This is a genomic window from Hanstruepera ponticola, from assembly GCF_012931685.1.
In the GTDB taxonomy this organism is placed as follows: Bacteria; Bacteroidota; Bacteroidia; order Flavobacteriales; family Flavobacteriaceae; genus Hanstruepera; species Hanstruepera ponticola.
On sequence record NZ_JABANC010000001.1, the window covers coordinates 692,207 to 707,385 of the forward strand.

Below are 15,179 nucleotides of genomic sequence, written 5' to 3' on the forward strand. Positions count from 1 at the left end.
TTATTTTGTACCATTTGATTTGTTAAATAGAAATCATCAAAGAAAACACAAACATAGATTGGTTGCCTTTAAACTTGCCATTATTATCTCCTAAATTTAAATTGTTGTCGTTTAACTTGTTAAATGAATTCAAAAAACCGTAAATATAAGCTGCTTTTATTCTGAAGTGGCTAATACCTGCTGACAAACCAACGGTTCCATCAATATTAAATTTTGAAATATCTGAAATGTCTTTTGCTAGCAAAAGATCATTGTAGTTTTTAATAAAATAATTTTCTTTTTGGTCATCTTTTAATTCCATTTCCCCATTGTATTGTAGCATAGGGCCTAAATCCAATGTAAGATAAGGACCAATAATTTTTACATGCATTAACAATGAGATTTGAGCTGTAAAAATTTTATAATCTAAAAACTCTTCAGGGCCCGATGGAACTGGGCTCGCAGCTATACCGATATTGTTTTCAGCTATTTGAATCATATAACTCATATTGTACCACTTGTGTGGTAAATCAACAGTGGCCGACCCAGCAACAGCCCAACCGTTTCCTGCTTTGGTTTCAAAATTATCTGTTTGAAAGTCGTATTGTGTAATACCTCCAGAAATGCCAATACCATTTACAATGGGTATTGTGCCATGAGGCCTCCTTTGTGCTTGTGCGGTTGTAACAAAAACACTAGATATGGCTACTAATAATATAAGTCGTATAAATTGCATGCTATTAATATGAGATTGCAACAAATATAACTTAAATTAGTAGAACTTATTTTTAACCATTAAAACATATTGCTATGCCTCCTGTTTTTTTTATTCCTTTTATTGTAATTGGGCTTTTAGTCTTAATATCTTCTTTTTTCATTGTCAAGCAACAATCTGCTGCTATTATAGAGCGCTTTGGTCGATTTCAAAGTATTAGACAATCTGGTTTACAAATGAAAATTCCTCTTGTTGATCGCGTTGCGGGACGCTTAAGTTTAAAAATTCAACAATTGGACGTTATCATAGAAACGAAAACATTGGATGATGTATTTGTGCGCTTAAAAGTCTCGGTTCAATATAAAGTGATAAAAGACAAAGTTTACGATGCTTTTTATAAACTAGATTACCCACATGACCAAATTACAAGTTATGTGTTTGATGTGGTTCGTGCTGAAGTGCCTAAAATGAAATTAGATGATGTGTTTGTTAAAAAAGATGATATTGCTTTAGCGGTAAAAGCTGAATTGAATGACGCCATGCTAGATTATGGTTTTGATATCATTAAAACATTAGTAACTGATATCGATCCAGATGCTCAAGTAAAATCTGCTATGAACCGTATCAACGCTTCCGAACGTGAAAAAATAGCTGCGCAATTTGAAGGTGATGCAGCGCGTATTCTCATTGTTGAAAAAGCAAAAGCTGAAGCAGAAAGCAAGCGTTTACAAGGTCAAGGTATTGCCGACCAACGTCGTGAAATTGCTCGTGGTTTAGAAGAATCCGTTGAAGTCTTAAACCGTGTGGGTATCAACTCGCAAGAAGCGTCTGCATTAATAGTTGTAACACAGCATTATGATACGTTGCAATCACTTGGTGAAGAAACCAATAGTAACCTCATTTTATTGCCAAATGCACCACAAGCTGGAAGTAATATGTTGAATGATATGGTTGCTAGTTTTGCTGCTAGTAATCAAATTGGTGAGGCAATGAAAGAAGCTAGAAATAGTAAAAAATAAAAATAACAATCGTTTGAGCGTCAGGCTTATTTAAAAGGATGGCGCTCTTCCCAGTTTTGTTTTGGGTTCATTAATCTGAAAACATTTTTTAATAGCGCATTCATAAACCAATTTGTGTGTTTTAAGTACATGTGCATTTTATATGGTTTTGCCCCTACAGAACTTTTAATAGCCATAGCCGTTCTGGCATAAACTACATTTTTAAATCGGTTTTCTATACCGAATTCCAGCATGTCAAACAGCATGTTTAAATACAATTTATGCTTGTATTGATGGGTTGTATCATACCCTAAAAAGTATGTTTCTAAATCATTATGGTTTAGTATCAGCGTGTAAAAACCAACAAGCGTGTTTTCTAAATAGTAACCAAATATTTTAAAATTATCCCCTAACTGTTTTTTATATTCTAAAAAGTGATTTTCTGGTAAAATAAACGTGTTGATTTTAGCATGATCTGAAACACTTTTATACAGTTTGTATAGTGTTTTAGATTCCTTTTCAACTTCTAATAAATTGAGTTCCCTTTTTTCTATCTGCTTTGCTTTTTTACGCGCTGACTTATACCTATCGCGATACTTTTTGGTTAGATCAAATATGTAATCATCAAAAGATTTCCACTGTGGTTTTATATGAAGAATCATATTGGGTTGAACAGTTAATTGATGACACCCAAAAGCATCTAATTCTTTTGTGTGATTGTTAAAAACATCATTTGTGAAATAATCTTTTAATAAGTACGCGCGTATTTTTTTATTGTGTTGATTTTTAATATTTCTTTTTAACTGTGTCGTAGCTTTAAACAAAACATCTAAAAAATCTGTGTAGTTGTGTTTTTCGGTATAAAAATACACACCATGTTGACCTGTATGTGTTAAATTACCAATTACTAGAATATTACCTTTTAAAACTTTTGAAACTAGACTCTTAAAACGTTCTTTAAAGCATGAATCGTTATCATTTCTGAAAATGTCATTTAAATATAATTGCACACGCTGAACTATAGCAACTCCTATTAAATCTGAATGGCTAAAAAAACCAATGTAATATATGTTAATATTAGCAGGAGATGCTTTTTCTAGAGCTTTTAAATAAGGTGTTTGTAAAAATAAATCATGATAGACTAAAGCATCCCAGTTATTTGGTAATTCGGTGTAATTATTAAAAATTTGATAATCTATCACAATAGCATGAAAAAAGACTGATTGATGCAATCAGTCTTGAAAATTTTAGGTTCATTACAAAATATTACATACCACATAAAATAGCTCCCATTACAGCTAATGTAACAATCCAATATCCACTATTTATAAAAATATATTTTGCGCCTTTTCGCTCAAATAAGGCGTTTGTTCCAATAATTGGTAATGCACCAAAAATTCCAAATATAGCGCCATGTAATGCGCCATGTTTAAAGGTTCTAAAAACAGTACCGTAGTCTGCCATGAATGCTTCAAAAGAGGGTTTTGCAGTTTCTGGCTCTCCTCCCACCATTCCCATGGCTCCCCATTGATGGTTCGTAAATTGCATAAGTAAAATAGCTAATAATAGCGCAAATAATAGTGCAAAGCCAAAAATTACAGCCATATTGCCACCTTTAATTTTTTCTTCAGTCATTCCTGAAGCTTTCATCCAAGCGTTTCCAAAAACTTTTGGGTTGTACCATACAAAGCCAACTACTAAAGCTGACACAGCAGCAATAGGAATGGCTATAGGGTTGATTGGTAATTCCATAGTCAGTAAATTTTAAGTTAGTGCAATAAATATAACTTAAAAATCTGATTTAGAGTGCTTTTTTAACTTTTGCAAATTGAGCTTATAGTGATTGAGCTTCGGTAACCAATAATTCGCTTTTGTCCTCTAAAGCTTTTGAAATAAAGTCGTCAATTGCGTTGTTTCGCTCAAGCCCATTCTTTATCAACTCCTTTAGAGTAATCATTACAGCTATTCGTGTTCCAGCTTTTTTAACAGCTGTATTAAAAAGAGGCTCTAACTCATCATAAGAAACATCTTTAGCTAATTTTTGAATTTCAGCTTTTACTTTTTGCTGTTTTTCTTCTGGGTAATTGGTATATTTTTTACCTAATTGCTGAATAACACTAATGGCTTTTCGTTGTGGCTGATTGGTATTCTGTTTTGATTGATTACTTTGTGGTTTAGGCTTTTGTTTAGCCCATGAATCACGCAAACCAACCGTTTTATTAAAAACTAAATGTTCTGAAGTCGAGTCATCATCAACATTAAAATATCCTAATCGCTGAAATTGAAAACGCTCGCCCACTTTAGCATCTTTTAAACTTGGTTCGACAAAAGCTTCGATTATTTTTAGTGAATTCGGATTCAAAAACTCCATAAAATCTTTACTGTCATGACTGTCTGGAGACTCGTCCATAAATAATCTATCGTACTCCCTAACTTCGGCTTTAATAGCGTGCTTTATAGAAACCCAATGTAATGTGCCTTTCACTTTTTTTGACGTATCTTCAGAATATGTGCAATGTATTTCTGCAATAGATCCATCAGCATTTTTAACAACGTTTTCAGCCTTTATTATGTAAGCATTTTTTAAACGCACCTCACCTCCTAGCCTTAATCTAAAAAATTTACTGCCAGCTTCTTCCTTAAAATCGGCTTTTTCAATATAAATTTCTCTAGAAAATGGCACTTTTCTGAATCCAGCGCTTTCATCTTCTTGATTGTTTTCAGCTTCTAGCCATTCTTCTTTATCTTCAGGGTAATTGGTGATAACCACTTTCACAGGGTCTAAAACCGCCATAACACGAGGCGCAGTTTTATTTAAATCTTCACGAATGCAAAATTCTAAAAGTGAAACATCAATTACATTTTCGCGTTTAGCAACACCAACTTTTTCAATAAAGTTTCTAATAGATTCAGGTGTGTAGCCACGACGTCTTAATCCTGAAATAGTTGGCATTCTAGGATCATCCCAACCGTTTACAATGCCTTCTTCTACCAATTTTAGTAACTTACGCTTACTCATTATGGTATAGCTCAAGTTTAAGCGTGCAAATTCACGCTGTTTTGGAAGCATTGGAAGTGCTTCTGGCTGATATTTATAGACTTGTTCCTTAAACCAATCGTAAAGCTCTCTATGCGGCTTAAATTCAAGCGAGCATAAGGAGTGGGAAATTTGCTCTATATAATCACTTTCACCATGAGTCCAATCGTACATAGGATAAATACACCAATCATTACCGGTTCTGTGGTGTGACTTTTTTAAAATACGATACATAATGGGGTCACGCATCAGCATATTCGGGTGCTGCATATCTATTTTGGCACGCAACACATGAGTTCCTTCATTGAACTCACCATTTTTCATGCGTTCAAAAAGGTCTAAATTTTCTTCAATGCTTCTATTTCGAAATGGACCGTCTATACCTGGTTGTGTAGGTGTGCCTTTTTGTTCAGCCATCGCTTCACTAGATTGCGAATCTACATAAGCTTTACCTTCTTTGATAAGCAATATTGCCCAGTCATATAATTGTTGAAAATAATCTGAAGAATACAATTCATTAGCCCAATTATATCCTAACCATTTTACGTCCTGTTTGATGGCATCAACATACTCCTGCTCTTCCTTTGCTGGGTTGGTGTCATCAAAACGTAAATTTACAGGTGCATTATATTTTTCACCTAAACCAAAACTAATACCAATGGCTTTTGTGTGCCCTATGTGTAAATAGCCGTTAGGTTCTGGTGGAAATCTAAAGCGCAATGCTTTTTTATCTAGTCCGTTCGCTAAATCCTCTTCTATAATATGCTCAATAAAATTGAGTGATTTTATTTCTTCTGACATAATAATTTCTGCATCTAAAATGAGAGGCACAAAATTAGACAATTTTAGTGTAAATGTAACATAGTGATAGTTTTTCACACTAATAAATAAAACCTTTTCAATATGGAACATAGAAACTACGAATGTCCTAAATGTCACAATCGCACCTATCAAGTAGATCAGATGCAAGCTACTGGTGGTTTATTCACTAAATTGTTTAATATTCAAAATAAGCGTTTTACTTCGGTTACTTGTGAACGCTGCACATATACGGAGTTTTATAAAACCAAAACAAGTGCCATTACCAACATCTTTGACTTTTTTACCAACTAGCCAACTTCTCGATACAAATTTCTTTTAGAAATTCACTTAAAGTGACGGCAGGAGTTTTATTTTTGCTTTATGGGAATTATAAAAGTCGAAAACATTAGAATATTCGCAAACCATGGTTGTTTAAGCGAAGAAACTAAAATTGGTAGTGATTATCGTGTGGATTTAGAAGTTAAAGCTAATTTACAGCCATCAGCTAAATCAGATTTATTGAGTGATACGGTGGACTATGTGTTTCTAAATCGCATAATAAGAGAAGAAATGTTAAGGCCATCACATCTTTTGGAAACCGTTGCTAGACGCATATTAAATCGTGTTTTTAAAGAAGATAAACTGATTAAAAAAGCAACTGTTTGCATAAGTAAATTAAACCCACCAATTGGTGGCGATGTCGAAATGGTAACGATAAAAATGACCGACAAACGAAAAAACTACAAGTAAATAGTGTGAAAACTATATTTTTTTTACATTTGCGAACGTTAGTTCTCTAAATAGAATTGATAAGATTCCTGCTTTCGTAGGAAGTTAGGGTGTCGTGGCCGAGTGGCTAGGCAGTGGTCTGCAACACCATCTACAGCGGTTCGAATCCGCTCGACACCTCAATAAGCCTTCAAACTATGTTTGGAGGTTTTTTTATATCTAATTTTTAGGAAAAATTAATTAAAGATAACAACACCATCTACAGCAGTATTCCTATAGTTTCGGGACGCTCGACACCACCAAAAACCTTAAACATACGTTGAGGGTTTTTTATTTTTAAAATTATAGTGAGGTTGTCAGACTGTTCAAAAACAAAAACCTAATTATCAATCCAAAGGATTTATTTGTTCCAGTTTTTCTTTGAGAAGTTCTTTTTCTTTTGGAAAAAAACCTTGAATTAAGAGAAGAATACCAAATCCCATTATAACCAGAGAAACGATTTTTTTAGTTTTAAAAATACGCCTTGGTGTCAATTTATTTTTAAGGGTTTTAGCTGCTGCCATTTTTAATAAATCTACTAGGAAATAAACAGCTAATATAGTACCTAAAAACACCCAAAGCTCTTTTGTTGTTTCAGTTAATGAATTACCAATAACAATAAAACCGAGCCAACCGAGTAATACACCAATGTTTATGAAATTGAGTAAAAACCCTTTGATAAAAAGTTTACCAAACTTCTTTTTAATTTCTACAGTGTGATAATCTCTAACTATTTCACGGAAGGATTTTGATGTTTTCACAAAAGAAATAAAGCCATAAACTGCTAACAAAACACCACCAAAAATTAAAAAACTTGGATCATCTTTTACCTTATCTAAAAGCTTAGTAGTACTGTAAAACGCTACAATTATAAAAAAAATATCAGCAAATATGACACCTAAATCAAATATAAAAGCGCTTTTAAAGCCTTTTGTGGCACTGGTTTCTAGTAAAACAAAAAAAACAGGTCCTATAGTAAAGGACAGAATAATTCCGAATGGGATAGCCGCTAAAATTGCGTCAAGCATAAGTGGATAGCATTTCCACAAATTTATAAAAAAAGCAGGTAATTAATTCTTTCTAACTATTTTACCACCAAAAACAGTGTTTTCATCAACTGTTTCAGGATTTCCATAAATATAAACACTACCACCTGCCCTAACTTTTGCAGTCACCTCTTTTGTAGCATAAACACTAGCTTCGCCAGCTGCTCTAATTACAACGTCTGTTTTTTCAGTTTGGAGACTTTTTCCTTTATAGGTCCCACCAGTATTGATGTCAACATTTTGATTTTTGGAGTTCCCAGTTACTTGTAAAGAACCTCCTGTAATAGCTTTTATATTTAGAAAAGTTAGATCTTTTACTTGTAATTTTATTGAGCCACCTTCTTGTGCTCTTAAGTCTATTTCAAATTGCTCAAAAATATCATTAGATCCAATAAAGGTACCTTCATTAGCATCTATAATATCAATATTCTTGTAATATACTTTAACTTCAGTTTCATCACCATTAAAAATTTTTTCCAGAGTCATTCTAATTTTCAAAGTTTCGTTTTTAATGACAAAAACAACGTCTTCAGTGTTTTTTCCAGAAACAACAACTTTATTCTCATCTGCTTTTACTAGCTCCACTTCTATCCTATCATAAACTTTAACTTCCTTGAAGTCACCTAAATTTTTTTCGGTTTGTGAAAACAATGCAGTTGTCAATAACATGGTCACTGCAACAAAAATATACTTCATGATTCTAAACTATTTATATAATTATTATGCGTTGTGCTTTCCAATTAAATGAAAATCTAAATGCTTTTTTACTAAATCCGTATCTTTTACTTTGACAACTACTTCATCACCAAGTTGATACATAATGTTAGTATTTTTCCCAATTAATGCAAAATGATCTTCATCAAATTGATAATGATCGTCTTTCATATCACGAACACTAACCATACCTTCACACTTATTTTCAATAATTTCTACATAAATTCCCCAATCGGTTACGCCAGAAATAACACCTACAAATTCTTCATCTTGATGGTCTTGCATAAAACGTATTTGCATGTATTTTATTGAATCGCGTTCAGCTTTTGTAGCTAAATATTCCATATTACTAGAATGGTTGCATTTATCTTCATAAACATCTTCATTAGCAGATTTTTCTCCATCCAAATACCGTTGTAGTAAGCGATGCGCCATAACATCTGGATAACGACGAATTGGTGATGTAAAATGACTGTAGTAATCAAAAGCTAGACCATAATGACCTATATTATGAGTGGTGTATTCAGCTTTACTCATTGTCCTAATAGTCAATGTATCAACCAAATTTTGTTCTTTTTTACCATTTACTTCACTTAATAAATTATTTAAAGAAGATGCAACACTTTTTCTGTCCTTAAAATTTAACTTATATCCAAAACGACCAACAACATTTTGTAAAGCTGCTAATTTACTTTCGTCTGGTTCATCATGAACCCGATAAATAAAGGTTTTTTGTGGTTTTTGTTTACCAATAAATTCAGCCACTTTTCGGTTTGCTAACAACATAAATTCTTCAATCAGTTTATTAGCATCTTTTGACGTTTTAAAGAATACACCTACAGGATTATTATCCTCATCTAAATTGAATTTTACTTCAACTTTATCAAAAGAAATAGCGCCAGAGCGCATACGTTTTGAGCGCATTATTTTTGCAAGCTTATCTAGCGTTAATACAGCTTCAGCTATAGCTTGATCTGCTTGATATTCTTTTCCTGTTAAGGATACATCTTGAGGAATGGTTGAATTAATTTGAGACCTCTCGACTGCGCTCGAGGTGACATTTGGATTATTTTCAATAATAGCTTGCGCTTCTTCATAAGCAAAACGCGCATCAGAATAGGTTACTGTTCTACCAAACCATTGATTTTTTACTTCAGCTTTATCATTCAATTGAAAAACAGCTGAAAAGGTATATTTTTCTTCATGTGGTCTTAATGAACACGCATTGTTAGATAGAATTTCTGGCAACATAGGTACGACTCTATCTACTAAATAAACCGATGTAGCACGTTCATAAGCTTCATCATCAAGAACCGTATCAGGTTTTACATAATGTGACACATCTGCAATATGAATACCAATCTCATATAATCCATTTTCTAATATTTGAAATGATAATGCATCATCAAAATCTTTAGCATCTTTTGGATCGATTGTAAAGGTTAAAACATCACGCATATCACGACGTTTAGCTATTTCTTCTTTAGTAATAGCAGTATTTATTTTGTTAGCGTAATCTTCAACTTCATGCGGAAATTCATATGGTAAACCATACTCTGCTAAAATCGAATGAATTTCGGTATTGTGTTCTCCTGGTTTACCTAAAACTTTTAGAACACGTCCGTGTGGTGAATCTGCTTTTTCAGGCCAATCATCCAGTGATACTAAAACTTTATCACCATCTTCAGCTTTGTTAATCTTATTAATTGGAACAAAAATATCTTTATACATTTTTGTACTGTCTGGTATTACGAACGCAAAATTCTTATTGTTTTGAATTTGAATTACACCAACATAATCATTTTTTGCACGTTTTAAAACCTGCGTAATTTCTCCTTCTCTTCTACCACGTTTTAAACGTTTATACGCATAGAATTCTACTTCGTCACCATTTAATGCACGATTAATATTATTTGATGCTATAAAAACATCTTCTTCAAAATCATCGCTAATAATATAACCCGATCCTTTGTGCGATAGGTCTAAAATTCCTGTGTGATACTCGGTTGTAACAATGGCTTTAAATTTACCACGTTCTACTTCTTCAATTTCTTGTTTAGCTTTTAACTGTTGGAGTTTTTTAATTATTTGATTACGACTACTCGCATCATCAACACCAATTTTAGCTGCAATTTGTTTATAATTAAAGGATTTATTTCGTTCTTTTTTTAATATACTTAAGATTGTATTAGTCAGGTTAGAAATCTTATTTTTTGATGATTTCCTTTTTTTCTTTCTTGTCATGTAATTCTTTTCATATTCTGGTTCCTAAAGTATGGAACACTTTCATTTATAATTTAATACTCAAGGCGAAGTAATTTGTATTAAACAATTACAAAGCTACGGTTAATAAATTAAACTAATATGTTTTTAAAGTTAATTATTTGATAACTAACCAATTATTCAATAATAAGTTTTTTGGAAGCTTTTCCTTTATTGGTTATTACTTCAACCACATAAACTCCTGATGATAAACTACTTACATCAACTATAGATTTGGTTGTTTTTGTAACTAATTGTCCTAAATTATTATAAATAGCTATAGTTTTAATATCTAGATTCTTTGGAACTTCAATTGCAATACTTGTAGAAGCTGGATTAGGAAATAAATTAAAGTTTATAAGACTATTTTCATCTACTGATAAAGCTTGTGTTAAATCATAAACACGAACATATCCTATATGAGAAATATCATTATATGTACCAGAAGCACCAATAGCAATTTTAGACCCATCCGCATTTAAACTTATTGAATCACCAAAAAAATCATTTTCTGTTTCTCCAATTATATCACTTCCTATTTGAGTCCATTCATTAGATTGATTGAGATAAATACGAGTTTGTCCAAAACCAGTATTTGAACCATGATTAATATAACTTATAGCTATTATATCTCCATTATTAGATAAATCTATTCTAGGATTTATAATATCATTATCAGAGTTAGAGACTAACCATTCAATATCACTACTTACTTGAGTCCAAGTTTCAGACTGATTTTCATAAACTTTTACTATAATAGTGTGTTCTCCAGATATATATTCTTCCTTTCCAACTGCAATTTTATTACCATCTGATGATAAACTACATAAATAATATCCATTAATATCTTGACCTGTTTGTGTCCAAATTCCGGATTGGTTTTTATATATACGTATAAAACTAAATTGTTCACTTCCGTTATATATAACAAACCTAATTCCTATTGTAGTACCATCATCTGACAAAACCACTGAAGTTAAAAAAGTATCTTCTGGTTCAGTATCTATGGTGCTTCCTATTTGCGTCCATACTCCTGATATGTTTTTATATACTTGTACATAACCAGACCTATTAATTTGATTTAATAATTGAGCTCTAGCTGATATTGCTAAAACAGTTCCATCTCCAGATAAACTTACAAAAGAACCAAACTCACTACCTATATCTCCTTCACTATTAGCCCCTCCTTCGCCGTCAATATCACTTCCAATTTGTGTCCAAACTCCGGATTGATTTTTATAAACACGCACATGACCTGAATCTATCCCATTTTCATCATTATTTGGTGCTCCGATAGCTACTACAGATCCATCCGCACTTAAACTTACAGAATATCCTGAAAAATCATCTAGAGCTTCGCCATCAATATCTTGACCTATCTGCACCCAACTACCAGATTGATTTTCAAAAACACGTACATGACCTGATCTTGATCCATTACCATCATTTGCAATTGCTCCTATGGCTACCACAGAACCATCTGCACTTAAACTTACTGGCCAACCAGAACCATCATTTTCTGCTTCACCAATGATATCTTGGCCAATTTGAACTTGACTAAATATAAATAAAGGAAAGAGAAGTAATAGAGTAATAATATGTTTCATAAACTAAAATTTTCATACAAAACTATAAAACATATGCTTATCAACATTTATAAAATTAATTATATTCTTTCTTTTAAATTAAAAAAAAATATTAATGATTATTATAGCTTGTTAATAGCACGTATAACTTTTTTAGTATTTATTTTGATATGACGTAGTTTACAAAAAGTTGATAGGTAATTAACACAACTTTTATTTATAAAACATTCATTATGAATACTATTTTAATTACTATTAACAGCTGTTTATAACTCATGTTAATAGTTAAATATTAATATTAATTTTATTTTTTACTGTTTATAAAGTCAGATTTCATGCTTAAAAGTCAACCAAAAAAAGATGCTAAAATTTTTGTTCCTTTCGTCTGAATTTTTGCTTGTAATTTTAATTGAATTTTAAAAATATATCTATTAGAAAATGATAAATAGATATTAACAAGTTATGAGTCTATATAGACTGTTTTATAAACACGTTAAATTTTACGATTTAAAATCTGGCATTTTGTACCTTTATAACCTTAATATTAAAGTAATCAAATTATGACAATATCTATAGGTAACGATCACGCTGGAACTGACTATAAATTTGCAATTGTTGAATATTTAACATCTAAAGGTTATACTGTAAATAATCATGGTACAGATAGTAATGATAGTGTTGATTATCCTGATTTTGTACATCCCGTTGCTCAAGACGTTAATGATAACAAAGTTGATTTTGGAATTTTAATTTGTGGTAGTGCAAATGGTGTAGCTATGACAGCTAATAAGTATCAAAATGTACGTGCAGGAATTTGTTGGATAAACGAAATAACTGAACTAACTAGACAACACAATAATGCAAACATTATTTGTATTCCTGCTCGTTTTACAGCAATTCCTCAAGCTATAAAAATGGTTAGTACATTTTTAGAAACTAAATTTGAAGGAGGTCGTCATCAAAAACGCGTTGATAAAATTCCTGCAAGTTGCTAGATATTAATATTTAAATAGATACCAATTTAATATTGGTACATAATGGGTCACTCACATTCACATAGCCACTCACACACCAATATGAAAGATAGAAATCTCATTATTTCTATCTTATTAAACATCATTATTACAGCTTCGCAAATAATAGGTGGATTAGTTTCAGGTAGTTTAGCTTTATTGAGTGATGCGCTTCATAATTTTTCTGATGTTATTTCACTAGTGGTTAGTTTTGGAGCTTCAAAACTATCCAAACGCAAAGCTTCTATTTATAGAACATTCGGTTATAAACGTGCTGAAATATTAGCAGCATTCATTAATGCCTCCACATTAGTCATAGTTGGTATTTTGTTAATTGTTGAAGCAGTTGAACGCTTCCAAAATCCTCAAGAAATAGAATCTAATCTTGTTATTTGGCTATCAGCAATTGCTATACTAGCTAACGGATTTAGTGTGTTGTTACTAAAACGAGATGCAAATACTAACCTTAACATGCGTTCGGCGTATTTACATCTTCTTACAGATATGATGGCGAGCGTTGCTGTGTTGATTGGTGGTTTGTTAATGAAGTATTATAAAATATTCTGGGTAGATAGTTTATTAACGTTACTTATAGCATTGTACCTGGTTTGGGTAGGTTATGATTTGCTAAAAAAATCAACTCGAATTCTCATGTTATTTACTCCAGATCAGGTTGATATAAAAGAAGTGCTTCGTGCTGTTCATAAATTACCAAAAGTTAAAAAATTACATCATGTTCACGTATGGTGCTTAAATGATGATGAATTACATTTAGAAGCACATTTAGATTTAAAAGAAGATATACCCATAACTGAATTCAATACTGTTTTAAAGCAAATAGAAGACATTTTACATAACGAATTTGAAATAAATCACGTGACTATACAACCGGAATTTAATAAAGCAGATCCAAAAGACATTATTGTTCAAGATTAATTATTCTCTTTAAAATGTTAAAAATTATAACCAAAGAATTTCAGGAATTAAATACTAAAGAGTTGTATGATTTATTACAATTACGATCTGAAGTTTTTGTTGTAGAACAGGATTGTGTATATCAAGATATTGATGGTAAGGATATGAAAGCTTACCATATTTTGGGTTATAAAAACGACGAATTAGTAGCTTATACTAGAGTCTTTAAAACAGGAGATTATTTTGAACGAGCTAGTATTGGTAGGGTAGTAGTCAAAAAAAGTGAACGCCATCATAAATATGGATATGATATTATGAAAGCGTCAATTAGTTTAATAGAAAATGTTTTTAATGAAACGGAAATATTAATTTCAGCGCAAACCTATTTGGGTAATTTTTATAACAAATTAGGATTTATAGAAATAGGAGAGGAGTACCTTGAAGATGGTATTCCACACATTAAAATGATAAAAAGTTAGTTTCCTTCTCCAACATATGTTACTAATATTTCAACACGTCGGTCAAATTTAGGATCACCACCCAAAGGAAACTTTCGCCGCATTCCAACATATTTCATACGTCGTTTATCTATTCCTTTTTTTGCTAAATAATCATAAATATATTTTGCTCTTGTAACAGATAAATTCCTTTTGTTTGTTTGCCTATCCATAGCATCTCTTCCATTTTGAGTACAACAGACATGACCTTGAATGGTGAAATAAATATCTTCTCGTTCTAACAACGTTTCGGCAATTTTTTCAAGGGTTTTTTTAGATTCTGGAAGGAGTAAACTATAACCTGTTTTAAATAAAATGTTTTCTAATAAAAATTTATCGCCTGCCTTTATATCGCCTTTTATAGCTTCAGAAAACTCTTTCTTTTTAGGTTTGTTTATTTCATCTGCTGTTCTTGGCGGAGAATAGGGTTGTACACGGATTTCTACTTTACGGTTTAAGCCACGTATTTTTGCAATTTCATTCTCTTTTACAACTTCAAGAAGTACTTCTCCTTTACCATCAACATTGGTTATTTTTGATTCATCAAATTCATTATTTGAAAAAATGGTCTTAATCGAATTAGCACGATATTGTGATAACAATTGGTTGTAAGAGTCAGAACCCCTATCATCACAAAAGCCATAAATAGAGATTTTTTCGATGTCTAGCGATTCAATTTCAGATAAAAACAGCATAAGTCTGCTTTCTTCGGTGGGAAGTACTACATATTGATCGGTTTCAAAGAAAACAATATGTGTACGTTCTCTTTCTGCATCTGTTTGAGAAAAGAGCATATTAAAACCACACAATATGAAGAGCGCTATTAATTTATTCATTGTAGGTATTTA

Annotated in this window: 15 protein-coding genes and 1 tRNA gene; 7 read left to right on the forward strand and 9 right to left on the reverse strand. The window is 31.8% G+C overall.

Features of this window, described 5'->3' with window-relative positions; genetic code table 11:
- Positions 1–22 precede the first annotated feature (22 nt).
- On the reverse strand, positions 23–715 hold the full coding sequence (locus HGK31_RS03080) for a hypothetical protein (RefSeq protein ID WP_191858438.1): 693 nt from the start codon (positions 713–715) through the stop codon (positions 23–25).
- 74 nt (positions 716–789) lie between these two features.
- Here HGK31_RS03080 and HGK31_RS03085 point away from each other — a divergent pair, with 74 nt between their 5' ends.
- Positions 790–1,713: an SPFH domain-containing protein gene (locus HGK31_RS03085; protein ID WP_191858439.1), complete on the forward strand. Its 924-nt coding sequence runs from the start codon at positions 790–792 to the stop codon at positions 1,711–1,713.
- Between the two features lie 26 nt (positions 1,714–1,739).
- Here the strand turns inward: HGK31_RS03085 and HGK31_RS03090 are convergent, their stop codons facing one another.
- The 3 genes from HGK31_RS03090 to HGK31_RS03100 form a co-directional block, all read right to left on the reverse strand.
- Entirely contained in the window at positions 1,740–2,924 is a 1,185-nt protein-coding gene (locus HGK31_RS03090; protein WP_223115299.1) for a GNAT family N-acetyltransferase, read from the reverse strand.
- 34 nt (positions 2,925–2,958) lie between these two features.
- Positions 2,959–3,444, reverse strand: a complete 486-nt coding sequence (locus tag HGK31_RS03095) for a DUF1761 domain-containing protein (protein ID WP_191858440.1) — start codon at positions 3,442–3,444, stop codon at positions 2,959–2,961.
- 82 nt (positions 3,445–3,526) lie between these two features.
- A complete protein-coding gene (locus HGK31_RS03100) occupies positions 3,527–5,530 on the reverse strand; it encodes a glutamine--tRNA ligase/YqeY domain fusion protein (protein ID WP_191858441.1) in 2,004 nt (667 codons plus the stop codon).
- A 102-nt stretch (positions 5,531–5,632) separates the two neighbouring features.
- Here HGK31_RS03100 and HGK31_RS03105 point away from each other — a divergent pair, with 102 nt between their 5' ends.
- The 3 genes from HGK31_RS03105 to HGK31_RS03115 all read left to right on the forward strand — a co-directional run bounded on the left by HGK31_RS03105 (position 5,633) and on the right by HGK31_RS03115 (position 6,439).
- The gene (locus tag HGK31_RS03105; RefSeq protein WP_191858442.1) at positions 5,633–5,842 is read left to right on the forward strand and encodes a zinc ribbon domain-containing protein; all 210 of its coding nucleotides are present in this window, start codon (positions 5,633–5,635) and stop codon (positions 5,840–5,842) included.
- Between the two features lie 69 nt (positions 5,843–5,911).
- On the forward strand, positions 5,912–6,280 hold the full coding sequence (folB, locus tag HGK31_RS03110) for a dihydroneopterin aldolase (RefSeq protein WP_104735122.1): 369 nt from the start codon (positions 5,912–5,914) through the stop codon (positions 6,278–6,280).
- A gap of 88 nt (positions 6,281–6,368) precedes the next feature.
- Positions 6,369–6,439 (forward strand) — tRNA-Cys (locus tag HGK31_RS03115).
- A 206-nt stretch (positions 6,440–6,645) separates the two neighbouring features.
- On the opposite strand, the gene HGK31_RS03120 is transcribed toward HGK31_RS03115, so the two are convergent.
- From HGK31_RS03120 to HGK31_RS03135, 4 genes are all read right to left on the reverse strand, one after another.
- Positions 6,646–7,326, reverse strand: a complete 681-nt coding sequence (locus HGK31_RS03120; protein WP_191858443.1) for a LysE family translocator — start codon at positions 7,324–7,326, stop codon at positions 6,646–6,648.
- Between the two features lie 42 nt (positions 7,327–7,368).
- Positions 7,369–8,040 (reverse strand): head GIN domain-containing protein, encoded by a 672-nt coding sequence (locus HGK31_RS03125; protein WP_191858444.1) that lies wholly within the window; start codon positions 8,038–8,040, stop codon positions 7,369–7,371.
- Between the two features lie 24 nt (positions 8,041–8,064).
- Positions 8,065–10,302 carry a ribonuclease R family protein gene (locus HGK31_RS03130; protein WP_191858445.1) on the reverse strand — a complete coding sequence of 746 codons (2,238 nt, stop codon included), beginning with the start codon at positions 10,300–10,302 and terminating at the stop codon, positions 8,065–8,067.
- Positions 10,303–10,457: 155 nt separating this feature from the next.
- Positions 10,458–11,927: a T9SS type A sorting domain-containing protein gene (locus HGK31_RS03135; protein ID WP_191858446.1), complete on the reverse strand. Its 1,470-nt coding sequence runs from the start codon at positions 11,925–11,927 to the stop codon at positions 10,458–10,460.
- A gap of 539 nt (positions 11,928–12,466) precedes the next feature.
- On the opposite strand from HGK31_RS03135, the gene rpiB reads away from it, so the two are divergent.
- The 3 genes from rpiB to HGK31_RS03150 are packed head-to-tail and all read left to right on the forward strand — an operon-like array spanning position 12,467 to position 14,313.
- Positions 12,467–12,901 (forward strand): ribose 5-phosphate isomerase B, encoded by a 435-nt coding sequence (gene rpiB / locus HGK31_RS03140; protein WP_191858447.1) that lies wholly within the window; start codon positions 12,467–12,469, stop codon positions 12,899–12,901.
- A 42-nt stretch (positions 12,902–12,943) separates the two neighbouring features.
- Positions 12,944–13,855, forward strand: a complete 912-nt coding sequence (locus tag HGK31_RS03145; protein ID WP_191858448.1) for a cation diffusion facilitator family transporter — start codon at positions 12,944–12,946, stop codon at positions 13,853–13,855.
- Positions 13,856–13,869: 14 nt separating this feature from the next.
- The gene (locus HGK31_RS03150; protein ID WP_191858449.1) at positions 13,870–14,313 is read left to right on the forward strand and encodes a GNAT family N-acetyltransferase; all 444 of its coding nucleotides are present in this window, start codon (positions 13,870–13,872) and stop codon (positions 14,311–14,313) included.
- Here HGK31_RS03150 and HGK31_RS03155 read toward each other — a convergent pair.
- Positions 14,310–15,167, reverse strand: a complete 858-nt coding sequence (locus HGK31_RS03155; protein ID WP_104735130.1) for an OmpA family protein — start codon at positions 15,165–15,167, stop codon at positions 14,310–14,312. The two genes, HGK31_RS03150 and HGK31_RS03155, sit on opposite strands and share 4 nt — an antisense overlap.
- Between the last annotated feature and the right edge of the window lie 12 nt (positions 15,168–15,179).

What these genes read in the sequence shown, in the direction of transcription:
- HGK31_RS03120 (WP_191858443.1), bottom strand. Translation starts at nt 7,326, where the DNA reads ATGCTTGACGCAATTTTAGCGGCTATCCCATTCGGAATTATTCTGTCC.
- HGK31_RS03135 (WP_191858446.1), bottom strand. Translation starts at nt 11,927, where the DNA reads ATGAAACATATTATTACTCTATTACTTCTCTTTCCTTTATTTATATTT.
- rpiB (WP_191858447.1), top strand. Translation starts at nt 12,467, where the DNA reads ATGACAATATCTATAGGTAACGATCACGCTGGAACTGACTATAAATTT.
- HGK31_RS03150 (WP_191858449.1), top strand. Translation starts at nt 13,870, where the DNA reads ATGTTAAAAATTATAACCAAAGAATTTCAGGAATTAAATACTAAAGAG.
- folB (WP_104735122.1), top strand. Translation starts at nt 5,912, where the DNA reads ATGGGAATTATAAAAGTCGAAAACATTAGAATATTCGCAAACCATGGT.
- HGK31_RS03125 (WP_191858444.1), bottom strand. Translation starts at nt 8,040, where the DNA reads ATGAAGTATATTTTTGTTGCAGTGACCATGTTATTGACAACTGCATTG.
- HGK31_RS03130 (WP_191858445.1), bottom strand. Translation starts at nt 10,302, where the DNA reads ATGACAAGAAAGAAAAAAAGGAAATCATCAAAAAATAAGATTTCTAAC.
- HGK31_RS03085 (WP_191858439.1), top strand. Translation starts at nt 790, where the DNA reads ATGCCTCCTGTTTTTTTTATTCCTTTTATTGTAATTGGGCTTTTAGTC.
- HGK31_RS03145 (WP_191858448.1), top strand. Translation starts at nt 12,944, where the DNA reads ATGGGTCACTCACATTCACATAGCCACTCACACACCAATATGAAAGAT.
- HGK31_RS03105 (WP_191858442.1), top strand. Translation starts at nt 5,633, where the DNA reads ATGGAACATAGAAACTACGAATGTCCTAAATGTCACAATCGCACCTAT.
- HGK31_RS03095 (WP_191858440.1), bottom strand. Translation starts at nt 3,444, where the DNA reads ATGGAATTACCAATCAACCCTATAGCCATTCCTATTGCTGCTGTGTCA.
- HGK31_RS03100 (WP_191858441.1), bottom strand. Translation starts at nt 5,530, where the DNA reads ATGTCAGAAGAAATAAAATCACTCAATTTTATTGAGCATATTATAGAA.
- HGK31_RS03080 (WP_191858438.1), bottom strand. Translation starts at nt 715, where the DNA reads ATGCAATTTATACGACTTATATTATTAGTAGCCATATCTAGTGTTTTT.
- HGK31_RS03155 (WP_104735130.1), bottom strand. Translation starts at nt 15,167, where the DNA reads ATGAATAAATTAATAGCGCTCTTCATATTGTGTGGTTTTAATATGCTC.